This window comes from Polaromonas sp. Polasp52 (genome assembly GCF_059491565.1).
Genome location: NZ_CP168513.1, coordinates 3,712,230 through 3,736,348, shown reverse-complemented (window position 1 = coordinate 3,736,348; position 24,119 = coordinate 3,712,230). Strand labels below are relative to the sequence as shown.

Sequence of the window (24,119 nt, the reverse complement as noted above, 5' to 3'; positions counted from 1 at the left end):
TCAGGCTTCTTGCGGGTTGGGCAGCGCCAGGCGCGAGGCGTCCACGTCGCCTTCTTCCGCGGCGGCATCAGCACGCTGCGAGTTCATCGCGGCAATGGTTTCGGCCGTGACGTCGCCCGTGATGTAGACGCCGTCGAAGCAGGAGGCGTCAAAGCCGTCGAGCTTGGCGTTGAGCGAGCCTATGGCGCGTTTCATGCCGTCCACGTCCTGGTAGATCAGCGCGTCGCAGCCTATGACCTCACGGATCTCCTCAATGCTGCGGCCGTGGGCCACGAGTTCGCCCGGCGTGGGCATGTCGATGCCGTAGACATTGGGAAAGCGCACGGGCGGCGCAGCGCTGGCGAGATACACCTTGCGCGCGCCGGCGTCGCGCGCCATCTGCACGATCTCGCGGCTGGTGGTGCCGCGCACGATGGAGTCGTCGACCAGCAACACGTTGCGGCCCTTGAACTCGCTGGCGATCACGTTGAGCTTCTGGCGCACGGATTTTTTGCGCACGCCCTGCCCCGGCATGATGAAGGTGCGGCCCACGTAGCGGTTCTTGACGAAGCCTTCGCGGTAGGGAATGCCCAGCAGGTGCGCCAGCTGCGTGGCGCTGGGGCGGCTGGATTCGGGAATCGGGATGATCACATCGATCTCGCTGGGCGGCACGGTGGAGACCACGCGCTTGGCCAGCGTCTCGCCCAGGTTCAGGCGGGCCTGGTAGACCGAGATGCCGTCCAGCACCGAGTCGGGACGCGCCAGGTAGACGAATTCAAAAATGCAGGGGTTGAGCTTGGCATTGGGCGCGCACTGCTCGGCATGCACCACGCCTTCCATGTCCACATAGACGGCCTCGCCCGGCGCGATGTCGCGCTCGAACTGGTGCGAGGTGCCTTCCAGTGCCACCGATTCGCTGGCCACCATGACGGTGTCGCCGCCCTCGTTCTGCCCGCGCCCTATGCACAGCGGGCGGATGCCGAAGGGATCGCGGAAGGCCAGCAGGCCGTGGCCGGCGATCAGCGCGACGACGGCGTAGGAGCCCTTGACGCGCTTGTGCACGCCGCGCACCGCGGCGAACACGTCGACGGGCTTGAGCGGCAGGCCGCGCGTGGTTTTTTCGAGCTCGTGCGCCAGCACGTTGAGCAGCACTTCGGAGTCGCTGTCGGTGTTGATGTGGCGGTGGTCGGTGTTGAAGAGCTCGGCCTTGAGCTCGGCCGCGTTGGTCAGGTTGCCGTTGTGCGACAGCACCAGGCCGAAGGGCGCGTTGACATAAAAGGGTTGGGCTTCGTCCTCGCTGTAGGCGTTGCCGGCCGTCGGGTAGCGCACCTGGCCCAGGCCCACCGTGCCCGGCAGCGCCCGCATGTTGCGGGTGCGGAACACGTCGCGCACCATGCCCTTGGCCTTGTGCATGTAGAACTTGCGCCCCTGCTGCGTGACGATGCCCGCCGCATCCTGGCCGCGGTGCTGCAGCAGCAGCAGGCCGTCATAGATGAGCTGGTTGACGGGGGCTTTGCTGACGACGCCGACTATCCCGCACATGGTGTTCCGATCATGATGAGTTGACTCTTCAAAGTTAGGTTAAATATTTCGCAAACTGTTCGGGCAACACCGGCTTCAAGGCTTTGAGCGCGGCCGCCAGCACCGGCGCGCCCTTCGATTCCCGCCACCAGTCGCTGGTTTTCAGCGCCGTCATGTCGATCACCACGGTCGCGGCCAGCAACAACACCACGCCACGCAGCACGCCGAACGCGGCGCCCAGCACACGGTCCACGGGCGCCAGGCCGACCGCCGCCACCAGCTTCTTGATCAAAAACGCCAGCAGCCCCGCCGCGAACACCGCGGCGATGAAGATCAGCACAAAGGCCGCCGCATAACGCACCGGGTCGGCGGCCGACTGCACGGGCAATCGGGCGGCCAGGTCGGGCGCAAACCATTGCGCCACAAAAAACGACACCACCCAGCCCAGCACCGACAAGACCTCGTACACCAAACCGCGCCATGCGCCCAGCAGCATGGAAAAAACCAGCACCCCCCCAAAAATCCAGTCAACAGCCGCCACGGATCATTACAAGGTCAGGATGGCGGCCGGCAAATCAAGGCCCTTGATTTTTCCGGCCGCTTTTTCCGCCTCGGCCTTGGTGGCAAATGGGCCCACACGGACCCGTATGCGCTTGCCGTCCTTGGTTTCCGCGACCTGCGTATAGGTTTTCAGCCCGGCTTTTTCGAGTTTCAGGCGCGCCTCGCGCGCCTTGGCGACGTCGGCAAAAGCGCCCACCTGCACCACCAGCCGGCCTTCGGCCTCGGCGGCGGCCGGTTTGGCGGCCGGCGGCGTGGTGCCGTTGAGCAAGGCGCTGGCGCGGGCGGCGTCGGCATTGGCGACGGGCTTGGGTTCGGGCTTGGCGGCCGGTTTGGGCTCAGGCTTGGGCGCCGGCTTGGCCTCGGGTTTGGGCTCGGGTTTGGGCTCGGGCTTGGCGACGGCCGGTGCGGACGCAGCGGCGGCGGGCTTGGATGGCAGGATTTCTTCCTTGGGCGCCAGGCTGGCGGCGGCGGCCACCTTTTCAGCGGGCGCAGCGGGAGTGGGAGCAGGCGCTGCCGCCGGCGCGGGGGCCGCGGCGGTAGCCGCAGCCGGCACGGCCAGCGGCTTGACCGGGGCCTTGCCGGGAATTTCGATGGGGATGTCGACCGGGATGGGCCGGGGCTGGGTGTCAAACAGCAGCGGAAAGCCCACCACGCCTATGAGCACCAGCACAGCCGAGCCGATCAGCCGGTGCTTGGCGCGCTTGCGCATCACTTCCACGCTTTCCGGTTGAGCGGCTGGCCCGGCATTGGGGGCAGTGTTGGCGCCGCCCCGGCGGAAGTTGAAAAACGGCATGGTGTGGCTTGAATCCGATAAGGGTGACGTTAGCGGTGAACGTGGGCTGAAAGCCCTCCAAAAACCGCTTCAGGGGGCCAGGTGCGGGGCCGAAAGACGCGGCACGCCGTCCTTCAAAATGCCGCCCACCGTGTAGAACGAGCCGAACACGACAATTCTATCAGCGGGGGTTGCGGCCTTGACCGCCGCCTGCAGCGCCGCTTCAGGGGAGGCGTAGCTGCCGGCGGTGGCGTCGGGCCGGGTGTTGGCAGCCGTCCAGCGGGCCTGCAAATCGGCCGCCGTGGCGGCCCGCGGCGTCGGCAAATCGGTGAAATACCACTTGTCGATCAGCGGCGAAACACGCGCCAGCATGGGGGCTAGGTCCTTGTCGGCCATGGCCCCGAACACCGCATGGGTGCAGGGGTAAAAACCCATGGCGTCGAGGTTTTCGGCCAGCGCGGCCACCGAATGCGGGTTGTGCGCCACGTCCAGCACCAGTGTGGGCTGGCCGGGCACGATCTGGAAGCGGCCGGGCAGCTCGACCATGGACAGGCCGTTGCGCACCGCCTGGGCCGTTATCGGCAGGCGGTCGCGCAAAGCCGTCAGCGCCGCGAGCACACCCGAGGCATTGACCAGCTGGTTGGCGCCGCGCAGCGCCGGGTAAGCCAGACCGGCATACCTGCGCCCACGCCCGGCCCAGCCCCATTGCTGCTTGTCGCCCGAGAAATTGAAGTCGGTGCCGAAGCGCCACAAGTCAGCGCCTGTTTTGGCGGCGTGGTCAACAATGCTTTGCGGCGGCATGGGGTCGCTCACGATGACCGGCTTGCCGGCGCGCATGATGCCGGCTTTTTCGCGGCCTATGCTTTCGCGGTCGGGGCCCAGGTATTCCATATGGTCCAGGTCTATGCTGGTGATCACCGCGCAGTCGGCGTCCAGCATGTTGACGGCGTCCAGCCGCCCGCCCAGGCCGACTTCCAGGATCACCACATCGAGTTTCGCGTCGGCCAGCAGCTGCAGGATGGCCAGGGTGGTGAATTCAAAATAGGTCAATGAGATTGCTTCACCGCCCTGCGTACGGGCCGCCTCGACGCGTGCGAACTGGGCGACCAGCTCGGCCGCCTTCACGATGTCGCCGCGCACGCGGCAGCGCTCTTCAAAATGCACCAGGTGGGGCGAGGTGAAGACGCCGGTGCGGTAGCCGGCCTGCAGCAGGATGGCTTCGAGCATGGCGCAGGTCGAGCCCTTGCCGTTGGTGCCGGCCACGGTGATGATGGGGCAGTCAAAGGCCAGGCCCATGCGTTGGGCGACGGCGCTGATGCGCGTCAGGCCCATGTCTATGCCCACGGGGTGCAGGTGCTCGCAGTAGGCCAGCCAGTCGTCGAGAGTGTTGAGGTTTTGCATACAGCCTCCCATTGTCGCAAACCGCCCTTTTCCTTGTTTAGCAGGGGCCGCGGTCCGGCTTAGCCGGTCGCAGGCGCCGCCCCCTGCAAGGGGGGAGGACGCTACACGCAGTGAGCGTCAACGGGGGTGTTCGAGCTTATTTGGCGAAGCGATCTGTGGCGGCGACCAGCCTTTGCAGGATGCCAGGTTCGTTAAAGGCATGGCCGGCGTCAGCGACCAGCTGGAAATCCGCCTCGGGCCAGGCGCGGTGCAGGTCCCAGGCGGTTTTGGCCGGTGTGGCCACGTCGTAGCGGCCCTGCACGATCACGCCGGGAATGCCGGCCAGCTTGTGCGCGTCGCGTATCAGCTGGCCCTCCTCCAGCCAGCCGGCATGCACAAAATAATGGTTTTCGATGCGCGCGAACGCCAGCGCGAAATCGTCGCCGCCGTGCAGCGCGGTGAAGGCCGGGTCCGGCAGCAGCGTGATGGTCTGGCCTTCCCAGAGGCTCCAGGCGCGGGCGGCCGCCAGTTGCGCAGCCCTGTCGCTGCCGACCAGGCGTTTGCGGTAGGCGGCCATCAGGTCGCCGCGCTCGGCCTCGGGGATGGGCGCGAGAAAAGCCTCCCACAGGTCGGGAAACAGCCAGGAGGCGCCCTCCTGGTAGTACCACAGCACCTCGGCGCGCCGCAGCGCGAAGATGCCGCGCAGTATGAGCTCCGACACCCGGGCCGGGTGCGCCTCGGCATAAGCCAGCGCCAGCGTGCTGCCCCAGGAACCGCCGAAGACCAGCCAGCGATCCACGCCCAGCAGGCTGCGCAGCCGCTCGATGTCGGCCACCAGGTGCCAGGTCGTGTTGTTGTCCAGCGAGGCGGCCGGGCGCGATCGGCCGCAGCCGCGCTGGTCGAACAGCAGCACGCAGTAGCGCTCGGGGTCGAACAGGCGGCGGTGCTCGGGCGAGCAGCCGGCGCCCGGGCCGCCGTGCAGGAACACCGCCGGCTTGCCCTTGGGATTGCCGCACAGCTCCCAGTAAATGGAATGGCCGTCGCCGGTTTCCAGGACGCCGGTGCAAAAAGGCTCTATGGGCGGGTACAGCACGGCGGGAGATGAAACAGGCGTGGCCGAAGCAGCGGTCATGAATGAGGGATCCGTGAAATGGTGGGAGCAAACAGGGGTTGCCGGACGGCCCGGCGCTGTTTGATTATTCCAGCCCTGCAATGGGCCTGCTGGCGCACCGTCTTCCCGCATCTGCCAGAATCTTTGCATGATCATTCTTTACGGCATCCCGAATTGCGACACGGTCAAGAAAGCCAGGACCTGGCTAGCTGAGAACGGCGTCGAATACCAGTTCCACGATTTCAAAAAACAGGGCGTGCCGCCCGAGCAGCTCCAGCGCTGGGCCCAGGCCGCCGGCTGGGAAACGCTGCTGAACCGCAAAGGCACGACCTGGCGCAAGCTGGACGCGGCGGCGCAAGCCGGTGCGGCCGACAGCGCCGGCGCCCAGGCCCTGATGCTGGCCAATCCCAGCGTCATCAAACGGCCCGTGGTGGACTGGGGCAAGGGCATCACGGTCGGTTTTGATGCCGCAGGCTGGGCGGCGCGGATTTAACCAGCACGCCTTGCGCGCCACACAAACAGGTGTTTTTTCACGTTTTTGGGCCAGTTTGGCCACGCTTTACATGCTTCGGTGAGCTTTACAGCCGATTTACCGAACTCCAGGCCCCAAAACGGCTCTGACTTACTAAAATCGTTCCAGCCGCCAGAGCCGTCGCCCACACCACGGGCAGCATCCTCCGGCGGCGCAACTTCAGCGATTTGCTGAAAAGGGGTTCAAACATGAAAAAAGCACTCGTCCTTTCCACCATCGCCGCGGCCGCAGGCCTTGCCGCCGTGCCCGCCTCCGCCATGGACATCCTGGCGCGGGTGATCTCCAGCACGCCGGTGGTGCAGCAGGTCGCCGTGCCGCGCCAGGTGTGCACCAACCAGCCGGTCGTCACGCAAAGCCCCAATTCCGGTGCGGGCGCCTTGATGGGCGCGCTGGCCGGCGGCGCAGCCGGCAATGCCATCGGCAACGGCGGCGGCCGTGCGGTGGCCACGGTGATAGGCCTGGTCGGCGGCGCCATGATCGGCGACCGCATCGAGGGCAACAACACCCAGGTCCAGAACATGCAGCAATGCACGACGCAGACCTATTACGAAAACCGCCCCAGCCACTACAACGTGGTCTATGAATACCAGGGCACGCAGTACAGCACCCAGATGGCCAATGACCCCGGCCAGTACGTGCGCCTGCAGGTGACGCCGGTCGGCGCCATGGCGCCCGCACCGCAAACCTTCCAGTCCGCGCCCCAGCAGCCCCAGGCCTATGTGCAGCCGGCGCCGGAACCCGTTTACGTGCAGCCGGCCTATGTGCAGCCCGTGGTCTATCCGGCCTACTACCCCCGGCCCTACTACGCGCCTTATTACGCCCCCATAGGCCTGTCGCTGAACTTCGGCTACAGCCGGGGCTACGGCCACCACCACTGGCGCTAAAACCCGTTAGAGCCGCCGGTTCCGGCTGAATCAAAAAAGGGGCGTTATCAACGCCCCTTTTTGCTGCCCGCCTGGAATGACCAAATGACCGTTACTTCGGCGTTTCCAGGAGCGCGCCCTTGAACAGCACCGGCCCGGTCGGCCCGCTGCCCGGCGGCACGCCGCCCTTGGGCTCCAGTGTGATCGCCAGTGTCGGCACCTGCCGCATGTCGGTACCCACGGCAGCCAGGCGAACCACCGGGTCGGCATTGAGCACACCCAGCGATTTGGGCGCCGCACCGGGCGGCAGGGCCCACAGCTCCAGCGATTTGTCGGCTTGTTCCTGAAAGCCGCCCACGCGCTTGAGCACCAGCGTCTTGTTTTTCGGGTCAAAAGTCACCAGCAGCGAGGCCGCGGCCTTGTCGTCGGTCAGCACGGCCACGTACTCAATCTCCGGCGTGGCCGTCAATCTGGCCGACAGCTCGCCGACCTGCCCGCTGAGCCGCGAATTCACGTTGAGCCCGACCACGACGGCCAGCACCGCCGCCAGCGCGCCTGCGGCACTCGCGCCGCGCCACAAGCCCAGGCTGGCCCACCAGCCGCCCGCCGCCGGCGCGGTGCCGCGCCCGGCCTGCATGGCGCGCGCCTCCTTGTCGGCCCTGACGAGGTTTTCAATGCGCGTCCAGACGGCCGGGCTGGGCGCCGCCTGCGGCTGCAGTTCGGCCACGGAAGCCAGCCGGCTTTGCCAGACCAGTGCCGCGGCGCGCAAGGTGGCGTTGTCGCGCGCCAGCGCCTCAAAACGACGGCGCGCGCCGCCACGCAAAGTGCCCAGCGCATAGCTGGCCGCGAGCTGCTCCATCAGGGCGGGGTTGTTCTGGATGTTCATGCAAACCTCGCCATGCAGCCGCGCAGTTGCTCAAGTCCCCGGCGTATCCATGTTTTCACGGTACCCAAAGGAAGTTTTAACTGCTCGGCCAGCTCGCTGTGGCTCAGGTCGCGCAAATAGGCCAGGCTCACCACTTCACGCTGCTTTTGCTCCAGCCGGCCCAGGCACTGGTGCAGGGCCCAGGCCTGTTCGCTGGCCTGGGTGGTGTCCATGGGGTTGGGCGAGTCGCCCGCCACGGTGTCGGAGAGCACATCGTCCAGCTCCTGCATCAGGTCGGCCCGGTCGGAAGCGCGGCGGCGCAAAAAATCCAGGCCACGGCTTCTGACAATCAGCCCCAGCCAGGCCATGGGCGGCGAAAGGCTGGCCTTGTAGTCGCCGGCAATGCGCCAGATGGTCAAAAACGCCTCCTGCAGCACGTCTTCGGCCCATTCGCGCTTGCCCACCACACGCACCGCGACCCCGTACAGCTTGGACGAGCTCAGGTCGTAGAGCTCCCGCAGGGCTTTTTCATCGGCCCCGGCCACACGGTCTATCAGCGCAATCAATTGAAGATCCGGGCTTTCTGCTTTCATGGACAACATTCTGGGTTATTCATGGGGGTACGCGATAGAGGGCCGGGTGGATTCAAGGCCGGCAGGCCCCAAGGCCCGCCGTGACCTAAAATCAGGGGTTTTTGGCGGCGGACCGCGATGCGCGGCGCTTTCCTCGCCTTTTCTCGCCTCTTTCCACCTTTTCAGCCCTCCTCATGCCCACCGAAAAAATCGACAACGTCAGCGTCAGCACTCAGGCCAATGTGTACTTTGACGGCAAATGCGTGAGCCACGGCATCACCTTCGCCGACGGCAGCAAAAAATCGGTGGGCGTGATCCTGCCGGCCACCCTTACCTTCAACACCGGCGCGCCCGAAGTCATGGAATGCGTGGCCGGCGCCTGCGAATACAAGCTGGCCGGCAGCGACAGCTGGGTCAAATCCTCGGCCGGTGAAAAATTCAGCGTCCCCGGCAACGCCAAGTTCGAGATCCGCGTCGCCGCCGGCGAAGCGGCTTACCACTACATCTGCCACTTCGGCTGATCCGTCCCACGCCTTCCAGGAAACCCCCATGGCCACCATACTCCAGAACCTCCCCGCCGGCCAGAAAGTCGGCATCGCCTTTTCGGGCGGACTCGACACCAGCGCCGCCTTGCACTGGATGAAGCTCAAGGGCGCGATTCCCTACGCCTACACCGCCAACCTGGGCCAGCCCGACGAGCCCGATTACGACGAAATCCCGCGCAAGGCCATGCAGTACGGCGCCGAAAAAGCCCGCCTGATCGACTGCCGCAGCCAGCTGGCCGCCGAAGGCATTGCCGCCCTGCAAAGCGGCGCCTTCCACATCACCACCGCGGGCGTGACCTACTTCAACACCACGCCCCTGGGCCGTGCCGTGACCGGCACCATGCTGGTGTCGGCCATGAAAGACGACGACGTCAACATCTGGGGCGACGGCAGCACCTTCAAGGGCAACGACATCGAGCGCTTTTACCGCTACGGCCTGCTGACCAACCCGAGCCTGAAAATCTACAAGCCCTGGCTGGACCAGCTCTTTATCGACGAACTCGGCGGCCGCGCCGAAATGTCGGCCTTTATGACCAAGGCCGGCTTCGGCTACAAGATGTCGGCCGAAAAAGCCTATTCCACCGACTCCAACATGCTGGGCGCCACGCACGAAGCCAAGGACCTGGAAGAGCTCGCGACCGGCATGAAGATCGTCAACCCCATCATGGGCGTGGCCTTCTGGAAAGACGAGGTCGAGGTCAAGCGCGAGGAAGTCACGGTGCGCTTTGAAGAAGGCCGGCCCGTGGCGCTGAACGGCAAGACCTTCCCCAGCATGGTCGAGCTGATCCTGGAAGCCAACCGCATAGGCGGGCGCCACGGCCTGGGCATGAGCGACCAGATCGAAAACCGCATCATCGAAGCCAAGAGCCGCGGCATTTACGAAGCCCCCGGCCTGGCGCTGCTCTTCATCGCCTACGAGCGCCTGGTCACCGGCATCCACAACGAAGACACCATCGAACAATACCGCGACAACGGCCGCAAGCTGGGCCGCCTGCTCTACCAGGGCCGCTGGTTCGACCCGCAGGCCATCATGCTGCGCGAAACCGCCCAGCGCTGGGTGGCCAGCGCCATCACCGGCGAGGTCACGGTGGAGCTGCGCCGCGGCAACGACTATTCCATCCTGAACACAGTCTCGAGCAACCTGACCTACAAACCCGAGCGCCTGAGCATGGAAAAGGTCGAGGACGCGCCCTTCTCGCCGGCCGACCGCATTGGACAGCTGACCATGCGCAATCTGGACATCGTGGACACCCGCGACAAGCTGGGGATTTACACGCGCTCAGGCCTGCTGTCGCTGGAGCCCGGCGCGGCCATCCCGCAGCTGGGGAAAACCGGCGAATAAGCCCGACGACTCCGCAACAAAGCCGCCTTAGGGCGGCTTTTTCGCGCGCGCGTGCGGCGCAGGTTCCGCCAGGCACTGGGCTACACTGCCGCGTCAAGGGAGTAGACCATGGATCAAATAACCATCGAGCGCTGGACGGCACCGGACGCCGCCCGGTTTGCGCAGCGCATCGTGCGGAACATCGAGAAGGTGCTGCAGGGCAAGCATCAGGGCGTGGAGCTCGCGCTGGCCGCGGCCATTGCCGGCGGCCACCTGCTGATTGAAGATGTCCCGGGCCTGGGCAAGACCATGCTCGCCAGAGCCCTGGCCATTTCCATCGGGCTGGAGTTTCGCCGCATCCAGTTCACAGCCGACCTGATGCCCTCGGATATCGTCGGGGGCCCTGTCTACAACCCCAAGGACGGCAGTTTCGCCCTGCGGCCGGGGCCGGCATTTTCCAATGTGGTGCTCGCCGATGAGATCAATCGCGCCAATCCGCGCGCGCAGTCGGCCTTGCTGGAATGCATGGAAGAGGGGCAGATCACCCTGGACGGCCAGACGCTGCGCCTGCCCGAGCCCTTCCTGGTGCTGGCCACGCAGAACCCGATCGACATGGCGGGCACCTATCCGCTGCCCGAAGCACAGCTCGACCGCTTCCTGATTCGCCTGTCGCTGGGCTACCCCAGCCCCGAAGTGGAAACCAGCCTGATAGCCACCCAGCAGTTCGAGCATCCGATTTCCCACCTCGCGGCAGTTTGCCGGCCGGTGGAATTCGCCCACTTGGTGGCCAATGCCAAAAACACACTGATTTCTCCGGAGATCTCGCAGTACATCACCGCCATCGTGGCGGCCACACGCAAGCATCCCGGCATCCGCTTCGGCGCCAGTCCGCGCGGAACGCTGGGGCTGGCCCGCATGGCGCGCGCGCTGAGCTGCATACGGGGCCTGGCCTACGTCGATCCGGCCATCGTGCGGGAACTGGCCGTACCTGTGCTGGCGCACCGCATCATCGTGCAAACGCAGGGCGCACAGGCCAAGCCCCCAGCCGCGCTGATCCAGGAAATCCTGGCCTCCCTGCGAACGCCGCAATAAGAAGCCACCATGGAACGCTGGCTCAGCAAATCACGCGTATTGCTGGCATTGAGCGGCGTGCTGCTGCTATCGGCGCTAAACCGGCACGACCCGACGGTGTTCGGCATGTTCCTGTTTCTCGCCACGCTGAGCGCCCTGGGACTGCTCCTGCCCTGGCTGTCGCTGCGGTCCATGCAGGTGTTCGCGAGCGGCAGCTCGGAAGCCGTCGAGGGCCAAGCCTGCGACGTGCAACTACTGGTCGAGCGCCGGGCATGGTGGCCGGCTTTTATGGTGGACGTGGAAACGCACTGGCAATGGGGCCCGAGAACCATCGTGCTGAGCCATACGCTAGCGCTCATACGCGCGCGCCAGCGAAGCGCGCTGGGCCACCAGATCATCTTTCCATGCCGCGGCGACTACCGCCTGGCCAAGGTGGTGCTGGCCAGCGGCTTCCCGCTGGGGCTGGTGATTGCCCGTCGCACCATTGCCCTGCAGGGCGTCGCTGTGCTGGTGCTGCCCAAGGCCGAGCAGGTGTTCTTGCCCGCGGACCTGAGCGCCGCGCACGACCCCGTTGGCAACCAGGTTACGCGCCGCCTGGGGCAATCGTTCGAACTCGGCAACCTGCGCCACTATGTGGCCGGCGAGCCCCTCGGGCGCGTCAACTGGCGGGCTTCCGCACGCTCCGGCGAGCTGGTGATCCAGCAATTTCAACAAAGCGGCTCGCCGTTACTGCATGTGGTGACGGATATTCCCTCCAGCAACGAACTGGCGCGCCCCGACGCCCCTGCTGAACAAGCTCTGCGCGTGGTTGCCGGCCTGTGCGAAGCGGCTGGGGAAGCGGGTGCGCGCCTGCGGGTCTATCTGCCGCAGCAGGCCGAACCGCTACGGGATACCCGAGCCATCCACCGCGCGCTTGCCGGCGCGATGCCCGACAGCCTGCCGCTTCGCGAAGCGCTGGGCCGGCTTCGAGGCCGCCTCTCGGAAGGTTCCCAGCTGCTGGTAGTCGTCAGCCCGCGCTGGGCGGCTTCGTTGTTGCTGCGCGAGTTCTCAGCCGTCGAACTCGGACGCTGCCCAGTGACCGTGTACATCGCGACCCACCCAGCGCAAGCGACCGGCGACCTGGCACTTGCACCGGCCTTGGCCCAAGCGCTGGCGCAAGCCGGTTTCCAGGTCATTTCACAGTACCCGGGGCAACGCTGATGCCGGCACTGCCAACCTCAACAGCCGCCGTCGCAACGGTGCGAACCGCGCAGGACGGGCTCTCCAGTCGCCTGATTGTCGTTTTCACCGGGCTTTGTTATTTATGCGTGGCTGTCGGCTTTTCCTACCTGGACAGGCGATATGGCCATTTCCAGGCTGAAAGCCTGTTTTGGGTCGCCTGGGCCGCACTGGGTTTTACGGGCGGCTCCTTGATACCTGGCAGGGCCGCTCCCGCGGGCAAAGGTCTCAGCAGGGTGATGACGGCCGTTGCCGTGGTGCTGGCCATTTTTCCCGCGCTTTTCATGTACTCGATGCTGCGCTGGGTCTGCGTGCTGCTGCTGCTGGTCATGGCCGCGCGCGCACCTTTCATGCATACCCGGCGTGATCTCTATCTGTGCCTGACAACCTGTTTCACCGTGAGCTTCATGGCAGCGACCCATCACGCGGCCGACTGGACTCTGTGGCTCTACCTGGGCCCGGCCTGGATATTCGCCGGGCTGGCCTTGACCTGGGACTACGCGCCGTCCAGGGCCATCGGACACGCGACGCGGCTGGGCATGAACCTGGGCTTTGTCGCGGCCACGGCGCTGATCGCCGCACTGCTGTTTTTCTTCGTGCCGCGCCCGCCGGTGCTCGGTTTCGGCTTTATCCCTCCCGCGGGCGATGCTTCAGGCCTGCTGGGCCAGCCCGCCGGCAAGCCCCCGGGCGAAGCCGGAACGGGACAGAGGCAAGGCGCAGGCAAAACCGTCGGTCCAGGAGACGCCCCGGGCGGCATGGCAGGCGAAGGCCATGACACGGCAAGAAGCCAGAGCTGGCAGAGTCGCTGGCAGGAGATGCTGAAGAAAATGCGTCCGGCACTCAAGGACCCGGCCATGCCGCAATGGCAAAAAGACCTTCTCGAAAAACTGCTCGACCTGGGGGAGATGCCGGGAGAGCCGCAAACCCGGCCCGGCAAGTCCGGTTCGGGCGGCAGTCCCTCCATGATCGAAAAAGCAGCGGATGCCATCGCTTCGCTGGTGGCGTTGTTGCTGGCGTTGTTGCTGGCCTGGCTGATCTATCGCTGGCGTTACTGGCTGGGCATTGAGCTGCTGCATTTCGCCGCCTGGCTGCTGGCCCCTGTCCGTCCCATGTTGTCGATGCGCCTGTCGGCGCAGGCCATCAAGCTCTGCTTGAGGGAGGCCGGCCATCAAAGCCTGTCCGGCCAGTCAGTGCGGGAATACGTCGCAGCCGCGCCGGGCCAGCCGGAACTGGTACGCCGCTGGTTGGGCTACGCGGTGGAGCTCTATTGCGAGACCCGTTTTGGCGCCGCCCCGGCCACACACGCCAGGGCCAGAAACATGCGCCGGGCAGTCAGCGCAGCTACCCAGGTCGTCAAAGGTTACGCGCCCGAGCTCAGAAAGCCTTGAGGCGAACGCCCGCGAGGGATGCCTGCGCGCTAATCCCCGCCCCCACCGCACCCCGAGCCACAACCCGAACTACACCCGCTGCTGCCATCCGAAGAATCCCCGCTGCTGCTGGAATCGCTATTGCTCGAGGACTGGCTGCCGCCAAAGCCGTCGGCATCGCCGCTGTAGCTGCCGTCTGAAAAGCTTTCACCGCAGTAGGTGTGGACCCCGCCCTGCCCATCCTCGCGGCGCACGCCCTTGCAATCGGCCATGTAGACAAAGCCGCCGGGAATCGCGAACTTGGCATCGAGTGCGAACAGCAGCGGCAGCCGGCTGGGCTGCTTGGGGTTGATGGATTCGTCGCGGCAGGCCCAGAACCAGGCACGGCGCAGGCCGTCGTTGGTCGAAGCCTTGCGGCCCAGCACCTCGGCCGGCACATGGTCGATGAAGCGCCCTATCACCAGGTCGCACCACTCGCGGTAGGCCGAGGTGTGCAGGATGAACTCGTGCCACATGCTGTCCACCACCTGCGAGGGCATGGCGACAAAACGCTTGTTGCTGCGCTGGCAGGCGATGAAAAACTGGCGCAGGCCGCGTTCCACGAGTTCGGTATCGCGCAGGCTCAGGTGCGGATAGGCGTCCATCAGCTTGCGCCTGAGGAAGCGGGGCAGCGGCGCTTCGCGGACCAGCCGGCTGCGCTCGCGGGCCGCCCAGATGCCGGCGGTCAGCATGAAGGCGAACGAAACGAAAATCGCGCTCATGCCCCAGCCCGGCGGACGCCAACCCGTCAATATCGCGCCCAGCATCAAGCCAACCCAGACGAAGGCCAGCATGGCCGCGGTGGAACGCGAATGCCGCAGCACCAGCCGGCGCAAGGGCGATACCTCCGGGCCCCGATACACTTTTCCTAAACGTGCCATGTCAGACCACCACCGGTTCGGGCTCCAGCAGGATGCCGAAGCGTTCATACACACTGGTCTGGATGGCCTTGGCCAGCGTCATGACCTCGCCGCCCGTCACCGGGTCGGCCGTGCCGCCGCGATTGACCAGCACCAGCGCCTGTTTTTCGTAGACGCCGGCATTGCCTATGGATTTGCCCTTCCAGCCGCAGGCGTCTATCAGCCAGCCCGCGGCCAGCTTCACCGCGCCGTCGGCCAGGTGGTAATGAACAATCTTGGGTTCGCGCTGGATGATGTCGGCGCACTGCTCGGGCGAGACCGTGGGGTTCTTGAAAAAGCTGCCGGCGTTGCCAATCACCTTGGGGTCGGGCAGTTTGGCCTTGCGGATCTCGCAAATCCACTCGTAAATCTGCATCGCATCCGGCGCCTGCACACCCAGCTGCTGCATCTTTTTCTCGATGTCGGCATAACCCAGCACGGGCTTCCAGGCTTTGGGCAGGGCCAGGCGCACCCGGGTGATGACGGCTTTGCCTTCCAGCCCGAAGCCGTGGCCGCCCGGGGCGGGGGCCGCGCTGCTGTGCTTGAACACCGAATCGCGGTAGCCGAAGGCGCATTGCGCGGCATTGAGGGAAAAAGCCTGGCCTGTCGTCAGGTCGATGGCGTCCAGCGATTCAAAGCGGTCCTGCAGCTCCACGCCGTAGGCGCCTATGTTCTGCACCGGCGACGCGCCCACCGTGCCGGGAATTAATGCCAGGTTTTCCAGGCCGGGGTAGCCGTTTTTTAAGGTCCAGCTGACCAGGTCGTGCCAGTTTTCACCGGCGCCGGCCTCGATGATCCAGGACTTGGCGTCTTCGCGCAGCAGCCGTTTGCCCATGATCTCGACCTTGAGCACCAGCGGCTTGACGTCGCCGGTCAGCACGATGTTGCTGCCGCCGCCCAGCACGAACTTGGGGGCGGCCTTCAGGGCCGTATCCCGCAGCACGGCGGCAATATCGGCTTCATCGGCCACCCGGACCAGGCTCAGGGCCTTGGCCACGATGCCAAAGCTGTTGGAATGCTGGAGCGGAACGTTTTTCTCGACTAACATCCGGGGGATTGTCTCACCCCGACGCCTCCCCCTTACTCCCTTACCGTCCCCCTCATAAAGACTTGCACCATGCCCTCTTTCGACACCGTTCTTGAAGCCGATCTGGTCAAGGTCAAAAACGCCGTGGAAAACACCGGCAAGGAAATCGCCACGCGCTTCGACTTCAAGGGCACCTCCGCCTCCATAGAGCTCAAGGACAAGGACATCACGCTGATCGGCGACAGCGACTTCCAGCTCGACCAGATCAACGACATCCTGCGCAACAAGCTGACCAAGGCCGGCGTGGACATCCGCTTCCTCGATATCGGCAAGGCCGAAAAAATCGGCGGCGACAAGGTCAAGCAGGTGTCCAAGGTGCGCAACGGCATTGAGGCCGAGCAGGCCAAAAAAATCCAGCAGCTCATCAAGGGCAGCAAGGTCAAGGTGCAGGCCTCCATCCAGGGCGACGCGGTGCGCGTGACCGGCGCCAAGCGCGACGACCTGCAGACGGCCATGGCCATGATCCGCGCAGAAATCAGCGACTTTCCGCTGAGCTTTAACAATTTCAGAGACTGAACATGACCCCCACGCTTGCCACGGCCGTGGCACCGTTGCTGGCGGCACTCGCGCTGCTGCACGGCGCCGCGCAAGCCCAGACTGTGGGCCTGGCCGGCATGCTGGGCAACAAGGCCTTGCTGATTGTGGACGGCGGCCCGCCCAAGACGGTAGCCCCCGGGGAAACCCACCAGGGCGTCAAGGTGGTTTCCACCACGGGCGACCAGGCGGTGGTGGAGCTGGGCGGCAAGCGCCATGCGCTGCGCATCGGCGAAGCGCCCATGAGCGTGGGCGCCGGCGGCGGCCCGGGCACACAGGCCGGGCAAGGCACCCGCATCGTGCTGACGGCGGGCAGCGGCGGCCACTTCATGACGCAGGGCCAGATCAACGGAAAGATGGCCCAGTTCCTGGTCGATACCGGCGCCAGCGCCGTGTCCATGTCGCTGGCCGATGCCGAGCGCATGGGGATTGACTACAAATCAGGCCGGCCCGTACAGCTGACCACGGCCAACGGCACCATCCTCGGCTGGCAGACCTCGCTCGCCTCGGTGCGTGTGGGGGATGTGGAGGTGTTTAACGTGCCGGCCGTGGTGGCGGCGCGCGAGATGCCTTTTATCCTGCTGGGCAACAGCTTCCTCACGCGCTTCCAGATGAACCGCACCAATGAGGAAATGGTTTTAACGCGGCGTTTTTGAGTGGCTCTTTGGAACCGCTCAGGCCTTTTTGGCGCTTCCCAGCTTCGACTCCGTGCCCTTGAGCAGCTTGCTGATGTTCTCACGGTGGCGGTACACCAGCAGCGCACTGATCGCGAACATCACCAGCAGCATGGCCTTGTCGACATACCAGGCCTCCCGGTCGCCGAAGAGGTAATACAGGGGCGCGAAGGCCGCGGAAACCAGGGAGGCCAGCGAGGAGTAGCGCGAGAAAAAGGCAATGATCACCCAGGTCGCCAGCGTGGCCAGGCCCAGCACCCAGCTCACGCCCAGCAACACGCCCGCCGCCGTTGCCACGCCCTTGCCGCCCTTGAACTGGAAGAACACCGGGTACAGATGCCCGAGGAAAGCCGCGAAGCCGACGGCGGCCATCGTGCCGTCGCCCAGGCCGTAGTCGGCGCCAAACCATTTCACCAGCACCACCGGCAGCCAGCCCTTGAGGCCGTCCAGCAGCAGGGTCGCGATGGCGGCCGGCTTGCTGCCCGAGCGCAGCACATTGGTGGCGCCCGGGTTTTTGCTGCCGTAGCTTCTGGGGTCGCTCAGGCCCATGAGCTTGCTGACGATGACCGCGAAGGACAGCGAGCCGAGCAGGTAGGCCAGCAGCGTGGCGACTATTGAATATGCGTAAACCATGTGTCCCTCTTTATGTTTGTGGGCGACCGGCCCTTCCCAGGCCGGCGTTCAGCCGTAGCCGGCGGCGTTGTCCAAACTCAGCGCACAATTCACCGATTTTGCACCGAGCAATGTGACGCAAACCTGCGGGTCAATCCCCACCAGGTAGCCGCGCCGCCCGCCGTTGATGGCGATTCTAGGCAAAGCCAGGATGCTTTCCTCGATATAGACCGGCATGGCCTTGCGCGTGCCGAAGGGCGAGGTGCCGCCCACCAGGTAGCCGCTGTGCCGGTTGGCAACCTCGGGCTTGCAGGGCTCGACCGACTTGGCGCCTATCTGCCGCGCCAGGTTTTTGGTCGAGACCTTGCGGTTGCCGTGCATCAGCACCAGCAGCGGCCTGGCGTCCTGGTCTTGCATGACCAGGGTCTTGACGACGGTGAAGGGATCAAAGCCCAGCACCTCGGCACTGTGCTGGGCGCCGCCGTGCTCCAGGTACTCATAGGGGTGCTCGGTGAAGGCCACCTTGCTGGCCCTTAGCAATTGAGTGGCTGGCGTCTCGCTGATGTGCTTGCCGTCCTTCTTGGCCATGGTGCAGCGCGCGGCAAGTCCCGGCTTACAGTGCCGGGTCGCGCGTTTCCCAACGAATCTTGTCGATCTCGGCCAGAATTTCTGGCGTCAACGTGGTGCCCCAGACATCCAGGTCTTCATCAAGCTGCGCGACCGAGGTCACGCCAATGATGGTGCTGGCCACCTGCCACTTGGTGTAGCAAAAGGCCAGCGCCATCTGCGTAGGCGTCAGGCCGTTGGCGCGCGCCAGCGCGTTGTAGCGCCGCGCGGCGGCCAGTGCCTCGGGGCGGCCCCAGCGCTGCTTGCGCGTGGACTCGAATTTGGCGATGCGCGCCTCCTTGGGCGCATTCGCGCCTTCAAAGCCCGATTCGTCGTACTTGCCCGTCAGCAGGCCGAAGCCCAGCGGCGAATAGGCCAGCAGCGAAACGCCCAGCCGGTGCATGCTTTCGTCCAGGCCGTTTTCCACGGTGCGGTTGACCAGGCAGTAGGGGTTTTGCACCGAGGCCACGCGCGGCAGGCCGTGCTGCTCGGCCAAGCGCACAAACTCATGCACGCCATAAGGCGTTTCGTTGGACAGGCCTATGGCACGCACCTTGCCCGCCTTGACCAGGCCGGCCAGCGCCTGCAGCTGCTCGTGGATGGGCGTGGCGGAGCGTTCCTGCGCGGGGTTGTAATACAGCGCGCCGAAGGCCGGCACATGGCGCTCGGGCCAGTGGATCTGGTAAAGATCGATCACATCCATCTGCAGGCGCTTGAGGCTGGCGTCGCACGAAGCCACGATGTCCTTGGCCGTCATGCCGCTGCCTTCGCGCACCCAGGGCATGCCGCGCGAGGGGCCGGCCACCTTGCTGGCCACCACCACCTTGGCGCGTGCTGACGGGTTTTTGGCGAACCAGTTGCCGATGATGGTCTCGGTGGAGCCGAAAGTCTCGGCGCGCGCCGGCACCGAATACATCTCGGCCGTGTCCAGGAAGTTGACGCCGCGCGCCAGCGAGCGGTCCAGGATGGCGTGCGAGGTTTTTTCATCGACCTGTTCGCCAAAGGTCATGGTGCCCAGGCAAACAGGGGTCACATGCAGGTCGCTGGAGCCGAGTTGAACTTTATTCATGGGATTTGCGGGTTGAGGAGAAAAGACGACGAAAAGCGTTGTTGCGCCAATGAGAAGCGAGTGTGACGAAGTTCACAAAGCGGCTAGTTTAAGGGCTCTGAACAGGGCGTGCTGGCGGCCCCGATTCGGGCCCTTGTCTTACAACTGCTCACCAATTGCCGGCCTAGTATTCACAGACCGGCGATTTAATCCCCCCGTGGCTGAATCCTGAACTGAATTCAAAAGCACACTTTCATAACGACATCGTCCAATTTTTCCCGAGGAGAATTTCCATGAACAAACTGACCATCACTTCCCTGAGCTGCGCCGTCCTGGCGGCCGTCACACTGTCCGGCTGTGCCAACATGACGGAAACCCAGTCCGACACAGCCAAAGGCGCCGGCATAGGCGCGGTGGCGGGTGCACTGCTGGGCGCGGCCACCGGCGGCTCCAAGGGCGCTGCCACCGGCGCGGTGCTGGGCGGTGCGGTCGGCGCGGGCGGCGGCTACATCTGGTCCAAGAAAATGCAGGACCAGAAAGCCGCAATGGAACGCGCCACCGTGGGCACCGGCGTGGCCGTGAGCCAGACCACCGACAACCGCCTGAAGCTGGACATCCCCAGCGACGTCTCGTTTGACGTGGGCCGCTCGGCCATCAAGCCCAACTTCGCGCCCATCCTGAACCAGTTCGCGACCAGCCTGAACCAGAACCCGGTCACGACGGTCACCATCATCGGCCACACCGACAACACCGGCTCGGACGCCATCAACAACCCGCTGTCCATAGACCGCGCCGATTCGGCCCGCGACTACCTGGTCAGCCGCGGCGTGGCCCGCACCCGCATCGTGACCGACGGCCGCGGTTCGCGCGAGCCTGTGGCCGACAACAGCACGCAACAAGGCCGCGACAAGAATCGCCGCGTCGAAATCTACGTGGCAGAGCAGGTCGCAGCCCGCTGAACATTGGGTAACTCATAAAAAAGCACCTTCGGGTGCTTTTTTTACGTCCGCGTCAGGCCGGCGACTGCGCCTTGAATCTTTCCTCCTCCTGCAGCCGCAGCACGCGCCGCTGCACCTTGCCCGTGGTTGTCATGGGCAGCGCATCTATGAACTCGATCTCCTTGGGGTACTCGTAAGGCGCCAGCATGGTTTTGACATGGGCCTGCAGCCTGGCTGTGAGCTCCTCGTCAAAGCCAGCCGCGCCGCCCGGATGCGCCGCGCGGGCCGCGACCTGGTCGGGTGCGATCACCACATAGGCCTTGACGACGGCGCCGCGTTCGCGGTCGGGTTTGGGCACCACGGCCGCGTTGGCGACGGCCGCGTGCTTGACCAGGCAGTTTTCGATTTCACCAGGGCCTATGCGGTAACCGGCAGCCTTGAACACGTCGTCGGCGCGGCCCTCGTACCAGAGATAGCCCTCGGCATCGCGGCGCGCCAGGTCGCCGGTGCGGCACCAGTCGCCGGTGAACTTGTTGCGGGTGGCTTCCTCTTTTTTCCAGTAGCCCAGAAAAAAGATAGGGTCGGGATCGCCGTGCACGTCATAACGGTTCACCGACACATCGCCCGGTACGCCGACCGGGCATTCATGACCCTCGTCGTCTATCACCGCCACGCGGTGGCCCGGGTAGCCCTTGCCCATGCTGCCGGGCCGGGCGGGCCAGAAGCGGCTGCAGTTGCCCACAACGTAGTTGATTTCGGTCTGGCCGAACATTTCATTGACGGTGACGCCGAGCTGCTCCTGGCAGTAGGCAAACACCGCATCGCCCACAGCCTCGCCGGCGCTCATCATGGCCTGCAGCGTCAGTTTGAACTGTTGCCTGGGTTTGGGATAAGCCTTCATCATGGCCTTGAGGGCCGTGGGGAACAAAAAGGTGTGCGTCACACCCTGCTCCGCCATCAGGCTGAAGGCCAGCTCGGGGCTGAAGCGCCCGTTAAAGGCGACGATGGGCCGGCCGAAATACAGGCTGGGCAGCAAAGCATCCATCAAGCCCCCGGTCCACGCCCAGTCCGCCGGAGACCAGAACACCGCGTCCGATTTTTTGTTCGTCTTGCCGTCGAAGCCAAACCAGTTGTGGCTGCAGACAAACCCCGGCAGGTTGCCGATCAGCGCACGGTGCGGCAGCAGCGCCCCCTTGGGCGGGCCCGTGGTGCCGCTGGTATAGATCAGGATGGCGCCTTCGTCGGCCTTGGTCTTGGCGGCCGTGAAGACACCCTTTTGTGCCGCGAGCGCGCTTTCATAGCCGATATCGCCCTGGCCCTGGGCACTGCCGGCGGCGATCACCGTGCGCAGCGCCGGGCAGTTGCCGCGAATCGCCTTGAGGCTGGCGATGGAGCTTTCATCGCAGATAGCCACCACGGCATCGCTGTCCTGCAGCCGGTATTCCAGCGCCTCGGGCCCGAACAGCATGGACAGCGGCATGGCCACCGCGCCCATCTGGAACACCGCCATATAGGCCACGGCGGTTTCCAGGCGCTGCGGCATCACGATGGCGACCCGGTCGCCGCGCTGCACGCCCAGGCCCGTCAACACCTGGCTCAGCGCATCGGCGGCTTTTTGCAGTTCCTGGAAGCTATGCAGCACCGTCTTCGCGCCCGGCTTGTGCTCGCGTATCGCCGTCCGGGGTTGCTCGCGCGCCCAGCGGCCGCAGCAGGCCTCGGCAATGTTGAAGTGTTCATCCACCTGCCAGCGAAAGCCGGCGTGCAGGGCCGCGTAGTGGTCGGGTTGGCCGGCCGCCGGCTTGTCTCTGTTTTGACTGCGCTTTGTGTCTTGTCTCTTTATCATGGGGTCCAATGTACAAAGAAAAACGCTCCTCCCGCAGCGAGTTTGTCCCTATACGCGGCCTCAGCTACCACGTCCGTCTGTGGGAAAGCCCCTCGGGCACCAACCCCGCGCTGCCGCCGCTGGTGCTGGTCCATGGCTGGATGGACGTGGCCGCCTCCTACCAGTTCATGGTGGACGCCCTGTCGGACGCCTTCACACAAGGCCGCACCATCATCGCGCCCGACTGGCGCGGCTTTGGGCTCACAGGCTCGGGCCCGGACGGCAGCCCCGCCGACAACTACTGGTTCGCCGACTACCTCGCCGACCTGGATTTTTTGCTGGACCACTATGTGGGCGAACAAGCCGTGGACCTGGTCGGCCACAGCATGGGCGGCAATGTCGCCATGCTGTATGCCGGCGTGCGGCCCGCGCGCATACGCCGGCTGGTCAACCTCGAAGGTTTCGGCCTGCCGCCCAGCAAGCCCGAACAGGCGCCGGGCCGTTATGCCAAATGGATGGACGAGCTCAAAAGCCTGCGGCGCGGCGAACTCGCTCTCAAGGCCTATGACGGCGTGGACGGCGTGGCGCGCCGCCTCATGAAAACCAACCCGCGGCTGTCGGCCGACAAGGCGGGCTGGCTGGCCGGCCATTGGGCTCGGCCCGATGCGGCGGGGAAATGGAACATCCTGGGCGAAGCCGCACACAAGATCACCAGCGCCCAGCTTTACCGCGTTGATGAGGCGCTGGCGATTTACCGCTGCATCAGCGCACCCACGCTGGCCGTCGAGGCCTCCGACGACTCGCTGGCCACCTGGTGGCAGGGCAAATACAGCCTGGCCGAGTACCACGAGCGCCTGAAACAGGTGGCCCAGGCCCAAGTCGCCGTGGTCCAGGACGCCGGCCACATGCTGCACCACGACCAGCCGGAACAGCTGGCAACACTGATTGAGGGCTTTCTGGAGCAGTAAGGCCCGTGTCATGAGAAAATGACGGGTTCAGCCGCCCTCTTGCGGCTACCACCTTATTCAGGACAGAAGAATCATGGAAGCAGAACGCATCAACCTCATCAGCAACCAGCTCGTGGACCTGAGCAACCGGGTCAACGAGCTTCGGGGGTATCTTTGACTACCCTGCCAAAGAACGCAAGCTGAACGAAGTCAACGCCGCACTCGAAGACCCGAAAGTCTGGGACAACCCCAAGCGCGCGCAGGAACTCGGCAAGGAAAAAAAATCGCTGGAAGACGTGGTCCACGTCATCGACCGCCTGAGCTCGGAGCTCTCCGACAACAGCGAGCTCTTCGAGATGTCCAAGGGCGAAGGCGACGACGCCGGCATGGCGACGATTGAAGGCGAGGCCGCCAAGATCGCGGCCGAGGTCGAAAAAATGGAATTCCGCCGGATGTTCAACAACCCGGCCGACCCCCTGCCCTGCTTCCTGGACATCCAGGCCGGCGCCGGCGGCACCGAGGCCTGCGACTGGGCCAGCATGCTGCTGCGCCAGTACCTCAAGTACGCCGAGCGCAAGGGCTTCAAGACCACGGTCGAAGACGAATCGCCCGGCGACACCGCCGGCATCAAGGGCGCGACCATCAAGATCGAGGGCGAGTACGCCTTCGGCCTGCTGCGCACCGAAACCGGCGTGCACCGCCTGGTGCGCAAGTCGCCCTTCGACTCCTCGGGCGGGCGCCACACCTCGTTTGCCTCGGTCTTCGTTTATCCCGAAATCGACGACTCCATCGAGATCGAGATCAACCCGGCCGACGTGCGCACCGACACCTTCCGCGCCAGCGGCGCCGGCGGCCAGCACATCAACAAGACCGACTCGGCCGTGCGCCTGACGCACATCCCGACCGGCATCGTGGTCCAGTGCCAGGACGGCCGCAGCCAGCACAGCAACCGCGACGTGGCCTGGAAGCGCCTGCGTTCGCGGCTCTACGACTTCGAGCTGCGCAAGCAGCAGGAAGCCCAGCAAAAGCTGGAAGACACCAAGACCGATGTGGGCTGGGGCCACCAGATCCGCAGCTATGTGCTGGACAACAGCCGCATCAAGGACCTGCGCACCAACGTCGAGGTCTCGGCCACGCAGAAGGTGCTGGACGGCGACCTGGACGTTTTTATCGAAGCCTCGCTGAAGCAGGGCGTTTGATGCCCGTGGCGGCCGGCGCGGCCGCCCGGGTGTTTT

The 24,119-nt window shown here is 65.1% G+C and carries 25 protein-coding genes; 12 read left to right on the top strand and 13 right to left on the bottom strand.

Features of this window, described 5'->3' with window-relative positions; genetic code table 11:
* From purF to pip, 5 genes are all read right to left on the bottom strand, one after another.
* Positions 1 to 1,521, bottom strand: coding sequence for an amidophosphoribosyltransferase (gene purF, locus ACEN9P_RS17525; RefSeq protein ID WP_413327776.1), 1,521 nt, complete (start codon positions 1,519 to 1,521; stop codon positions 1 to 3).
* 34 nt (positions 1,522 to 1,555) lie between these two features.
* Complete coding sequence (locus tag ACEN9P_RS17520) at positions 1,556 to 2,041, bottom strand: CvpA family protein (protein ID WP_495619977.1); 486 nt, start codon at positions 2,039 to 2,041, stop codon at positions 1,556 to 1,558.
* Positions 2,042 to 2,047: 6 nt separating this feature from the next.
* Entirely contained in the window at positions 2,048 to 2,854 is an 807-nt protein-coding gene (locus ACEN9P_RS17515) for an SPOR domain-containing protein (protein WP_495619976.1), read from the bottom strand.
* 69 nt (positions 2,855 to 2,923) lie between these two features.
* Positions 2,924 to 4,234 (bottom strand): bifunctional tetrahydrofolate synthase/dihydrofolate synthase, encoded by a 1,311-nt coding sequence (gene folC / locus ACEN9P_RS17510; protein WP_495619975.1) that lies wholly within the window; start codon positions 4,232 to 4,234, stop codon positions 2,924 to 2,926.
* Positions 4,235 to 4,370: 136 nt separating this feature from the next.
* Positions 4,371 to 5,303, bottom strand: coding sequence for a prolyl aminopeptidase (pip, locus tag ACEN9P_RS17505; protein WP_495622194.1), 933 nt, complete (start codon positions 5,301 to 5,303; stop codon positions 4,371 to 4,373).
* A 169-nt stretch (positions 5,304 to 5,472) separates the two neighbouring features.
* Between pip and ACEN9P_RS17500 the strand changes: the two genes are divergently transcribed.
* Together ACEN9P_RS17500 and ACEN9P_RS17495 are read left to right on the top strand one after the other, a co-directional pair.
* Positions 5,473 to 5,817: an ArsC family reductase gene (locus tag ACEN9P_RS17500; RefSeq protein ID WP_495619974.1), complete on the top strand. Its 345-nt coding sequence runs from the start codon at positions 5,473 to 5,475 to the stop codon at positions 5,815 to 5,817.
* Between the two features lie 227 nt (positions 5,818 to 6,044).
* Positions 6,045 to 6,740 carry a glycine zipper 2TM domain-containing protein gene (locus tag ACEN9P_RS17495; protein WP_477712941.1) on the top strand — a complete coding sequence of 232 codons (696 nt, stop codon included), beginning with the start codon at positions 6,045 to 6,047 and terminating at the stop codon, positions 6,738 to 6,740.
* Between the two features lie 91 nt (positions 6,741 to 6,831).
* Here the strand turns inward: ACEN9P_RS17495 and ACEN9P_RS17490 are convergent, their stop codons facing one another.
* Positions 6,832 to 7,605: an anti-sigma factor gene (locus ACEN9P_RS17490; protein WP_495619973.1), complete on the bottom strand. Its 774-nt coding sequence runs from the start codon at positions 7,603 to 7,605 to the stop codon at positions 6,832 to 6,834.
* Positions 7,602 to 8,177 carry an RNA polymerase sigma factor gene (locus ACEN9P_RS17485; RefSeq protein ID WP_495619972.1) on the bottom strand — a complete coding sequence of 192 codons (576 nt, stop codon included), beginning with the start codon at positions 8,175 to 8,177 and terminating at the stop codon, positions 7,602 to 7,604. Before ACEN9P_RS17485 ends, ACEN9P_RS17490 begins: the two co-directional genes overlap by 4 nt.
* Before the next feature lie 173 nt (positions 8,178 to 8,350).
* On the opposite strand from ACEN9P_RS17485, the gene ppnP reads away from it, so the two are divergent.
* From ppnP to ACEN9P_RS17460, 5 genes are all read left to right on the top strand, one after another.
* Positions 8,351 to 8,677, top strand: coding sequence for a pyrimidine/purine nucleoside phosphorylase (gene ppnP, locus ACEN9P_RS17480; protein WP_074575699.1), 327 nt, complete (start codon positions 8,351 to 8,353; stop codon positions 8,675 to 8,677).
* 28 nt (positions 8,678 to 8,705) lie between these two features.
* Positions 8,706 to 10,043: an argininosuccinate synthase gene (argG, locus tag ACEN9P_RS17475; RefSeq protein WP_495619971.1), complete on the top strand. Its 1,338-nt coding sequence runs from the start codon at positions 8,706 to 8,708 to the stop codon at positions 10,041 to 10,043.
* 108 nt (positions 10,044 to 10,151) lie between these two features.
* Positions 10,152 to 11,114 (top strand): AAA family ATPase, encoded by a 963-nt coding sequence (locus tag ACEN9P_RS17470; RefSeq protein WP_495619970.1) that lies wholly within the window; start codon positions 10,152 to 10,154, stop codon positions 11,112 to 11,114.
* A 9-nt stretch (positions 11,115 to 11,123) separates the two neighbouring features.
* The gene (locus ACEN9P_RS17465; protein WP_477663963.1) at positions 11,124 to 12,293 is read left to right on the top strand and encodes a DUF58 domain-containing protein; all 1,170 of its coding nucleotides are present in this window, start codon (positions 11,124 to 11,126) and stop codon (positions 12,291 to 12,293) included.
* 257 nt (positions 12,294 to 12,550) lie between these two features.
* On the top strand, positions 12,551 to 13,699 hold the full coding sequence (locus ACEN9P_RS17460) for a hypothetical protein (RefSeq protein WP_495619969.1): 1,149 nt from the start codon (positions 12,551 to 12,553) through the stop codon (positions 13,697 to 13,699).
* Between the two features lie 29 nt (positions 13,700 to 13,728).
* On the opposite strand, the gene ACEN9P_RS17455 is transcribed toward ACEN9P_RS17460, so the two are convergent.
* Positions 13,729 to 14,598, bottom strand: a complete 870-nt coding sequence (locus tag ACEN9P_RS17455) for a glycine-rich domain-containing protein (RefSeq protein ID WP_495619968.1) — start codon at positions 14,596 to 14,598, stop codon at positions 13,729 to 13,731.
* A 1-nt stretch (position 14,599) separates the two neighbouring features.
* Complete coding sequence (gene murB / locus ACEN9P_RS17450) at positions 14,600 to 15,664, bottom strand: UDP-N-acetylmuramate dehydrogenase (RefSeq protein ID WP_074575705.1); 1,065 nt, start codon at positions 15,662 to 15,664, stop codon at positions 14,600 to 14,602.
* A 69-nt stretch (positions 15,665 to 15,733) separates the two neighbouring features.
* On the opposite strand from murB, the gene ACEN9P_RS17445 reads away from it, so the two are divergent.
* Both ACEN9P_RS17445 and ACEN9P_RS17440 read left to right on the top strand, forming a co-directional pair.
* Complete coding sequence (locus ACEN9P_RS17445) at positions 15,734 to 16,219, top strand: YajQ family cyclic di-GMP-binding protein (protein ID WP_007866093.1); 486 nt, start codon at positions 15,734 to 15,736, stop codon at positions 16,217 to 16,219.
* 2 nt (positions 16,220 to 16,221) lie between these two features.
* Positions 16,222 to 16,893 (top strand): retropepsin-like aspartic protease family protein, encoded by a 672-nt coding sequence (locus ACEN9P_RS17440; RefSeq protein ID WP_477663959.1) that lies wholly within the window; start codon positions 16,222 to 16,224, stop codon positions 16,891 to 16,893.
* An 18-nt stretch (positions 16,894 to 16,911) separates the two neighbouring features.
* Here ACEN9P_RS17440 and plsY read toward each other — a convergent pair whose 3' ends face one another.
* From plsY to ACEN9P_RS17425, 3 genes are read right to left on the bottom strand one after another with little or no spacing between them, the layout of a single operon-like run.
* Positions 16,912 to 17,544 (bottom strand): glycerol-3-phosphate 1-O-acyltransferase PlsY, encoded by a 633-nt coding sequence (plsY, locus tag ACEN9P_RS17435; protein WP_495619967.1) that lies wholly within the window; start codon positions 17,542 to 17,544, stop codon positions 16,912 to 16,914.
* A gap of 48 nt (positions 17,545 to 17,592) precedes the next feature.
* Positions 17,593 to 18,111, bottom strand: coding sequence for an aminoacyl-tRNA deacylase (locus ACEN9P_RS17430; RefSeq protein ID WP_495619966.1), 519 nt, complete (start codon positions 18,109 to 18,111; stop codon positions 17,593 to 17,595).
* A 25-nt stretch (positions 18,112 to 18,136) separates the two neighbouring features.
* Positions 18,137 to 19,198 carry an aldo/keto reductase gene (locus tag ACEN9P_RS17425; protein ID WP_495619965.1) on the bottom strand — a complete coding sequence of 354 codons (1,062 nt, stop codon included), beginning with the start codon at positions 19,196 to 19,198 and terminating at the stop codon, positions 18,137 to 18,139.
* A gap of 272 nt (positions 19,199 to 19,470) precedes the next feature.
* On the opposite strand from ACEN9P_RS17425, the gene ACEN9P_RS17420 reads away from it, so the two are divergent.
* Positions 19,471 to 20,136, top strand: a complete 666-nt coding sequence (locus tag ACEN9P_RS17420; protein ID WP_477663955.1) for a YiaD family glycine zipper/OmpA-like lipoprotein — start codon at positions 19,471 to 19,473, stop codon at positions 20,134 to 20,136.
* Between the two features lie 52 nt (positions 20,137 to 20,188).
* On the opposite strand, the gene ACEN9P_RS17415 is transcribed toward ACEN9P_RS17420, so the two are convergent.
* Positions 20,189 to 21,958 carry an acetate--CoA ligase gene (locus ACEN9P_RS17415; RefSeq protein WP_495619964.1) on the bottom strand — a complete coding sequence of 590 codons (1,770 nt, stop codon included), beginning with the start codon at positions 21,956 to 21,958 and terminating at the stop codon, positions 20,189 to 20,191.
* Between the two features lie 8 nt (positions 21,959 to 21,966).
* Between ACEN9P_RS17415 and ACEN9P_RS17410 the strand changes: the two genes are divergently transcribed.
* Together ACEN9P_RS17410 and prfB are read left to right on the top strand one after the other, a co-directional pair.
* Positions 21,967 to 22,905 (top strand): alpha/beta fold hydrolase, encoded by a 939-nt coding sequence (locus ACEN9P_RS17410; protein WP_495619963.1) that lies wholly within the window; start codon positions 21,967 to 21,969, stop codon positions 22,903 to 22,905.
* Positions 22,906 to 22,978: 73 nt separating this feature from the next.
* Positions 22,979 to 24,083, top strand: a protein-coding gene (prfB, locus tag ACEN9P_RS17405) for a peptide chain release factor 2 (protein WP_139200916.1) whose coding sequence is annotated in 2 segments (ribosomal slippage) — positions 22,979 to 23,059 and positions 23,061 to 24,083 — 1,104 coding nt in all. Because the reading frame shifts where the segments join, the coding sequence is not laid out codon by codon here.
* Positions 24,084 to 24,119: the final 36 nt, after the last annotated feature.

Excerpts from the sequence above, each read along its gene's own strand:
- ACEN9P_RS17500 (WP_495619974.1), top strand. The coding sequence starts at position 5,473 with ATGATCATTCTTTACGGCATCCCGAATTGCGACACGGTCAAGAAAGCC.
- ACEN9P_RS17515 (WP_495619976.1), bottom strand. The coding sequence starts at position 2,854 with ATGCCGTTTTTCAACTTCCGCCGGGGCGGCGCCAACACTGCCCCCAAT.
- ACEN9P_RS17415 (WP_495619964.1), bottom strand. The coding sequence starts at position 21,958 with ATGATAAAGAGACAAGACACAAAGCGCAGTCAAAACAGAGACAAGCCG.
- ACEN9P_RS17495 (WP_477712941.1), top strand. The coding sequence starts at position 6,045 with ATGAAAAAAGCACTCGTCCTTTCCACCATCGCCGCGGCCGCAGGCCTT.
- ppnP (WP_074575699.1), top strand. The coding sequence starts at position 8,351 with ATGCCCACCGAAAAAATCGACAACGTCAGCGTCAGCACTCAGGCCAAT.
- ACEN9P_RS17490 (WP_495619973.1), bottom strand. The coding sequence starts at position 7,605 with ATGAACATCCAGAACAACCCCGCCCTGATGGAGCAGCTCGCGGCCAGC.
- ACEN9P_RS17445 (WP_007866093.1), top strand. The coding sequence starts at position 15,734 with ATGCCCTCTTTCGACACCGTTCTTGAAGCCGATCTGGTCAAGGTCAAA.
- ACEN9P_RS17460 (WP_495619969.1), top strand. The coding sequence starts at position 12,551 with ATGACGGCCGTTGCCGTGGTGCTGGCCATTTTTCCCGCGCTTTTCATG.
- ACEN9P_RS17425 (WP_495619965.1), bottom strand. The coding sequence starts at position 19,198 with ATGAATAAAGTTCAACTCGGCTCCAGCGACCTGCATGTGACCCCTGTT.
- argG (WP_495619971.1), top strand. The coding sequence starts at position 8,706 with ATGGCCACCATACTCCAGAACCTCCCCGCCGGCCAGAAAGTCGGCATC.
- plsY (WP_495619967.1), bottom strand. The coding sequence starts at position 17,544 with ATGGTTTACGCATATTCAATAGTCGCCACGCTGCTGGCCTACCTGCTC.
- ACEN9P_RS17485 (WP_495619972.1), bottom strand. The coding sequence starts at position 8,177 with ATGAAAGCAGAAAGCCCGGATCTTCAATTGATTGCGCTGATAGACCGT.
- murB (WP_074575705.1), bottom strand. The coding sequence starts at position 15,664 with ATGTTAGTCGAGAAAAACGTTCCGCTCCAGCATTCCAACAGCTTTGGC.
- ACEN9P_RS17470 (WP_495619970.1), top strand. The coding sequence starts at position 10,152 with ATGGATCAAATAACCATCGAGCGCTGGACGGCACCGGACGCCGCCCGG.
- folC (WP_495619975.1), bottom strand. The coding sequence starts at position 4,234 with ATGCAAAACCTCAACACTCTCGACGACTGGCTGGCCTACTGCGAGCAC.
- ACEN9P_RS17410 (WP_495619963.1), top strand. The coding sequence starts at position 21,967 with ATGTACAAAGAAAAACGCTCCTCCCGCAGCGAGTTTGTCCCTATACGC.
- ACEN9P_RS17420 (WP_477663955.1), top strand. The coding sequence starts at position 19,471 with ATGAACAAACTGACCATCACTTCCCTGAGCTGCGCCGTCCTGGCGGCC.
- ACEN9P_RS17440 (WP_477663959.1), top strand. The coding sequence starts at position 16,222 with ATGACCCCCACGCTTGCCACGGCCGTGGCACCGTTGCTGGCGGCACTC.
- purF (WP_413327776.1), bottom strand. The coding sequence starts at position 1,521 with ATGTGCGGGATAGTCGGCGTCGTCAGCAAAGCCCCCGTCAACCAGCTC.
- ACEN9P_RS17430 (WP_495619966.1), bottom strand. The coding sequence starts at position 18,111 with ATGGCCAAGAAGGACGGCAAGCACATCAGCGAGACGCCAGCCACTCAA.
- ACEN9P_RS17455 (WP_495619968.1), bottom strand. The coding sequence starts at position 14,598 with ATGGCACGTTTAGGAAAAGTGTATCGGGGCCCGGAGGTATCGCCCTTG.
- ACEN9P_RS17465 (WP_477663963.1), top strand. The coding sequence starts at position 11,124 with ATGGAACGCTGGCTCAGCAAATCACGCGTATTGCTGGCATTGAGCGGC.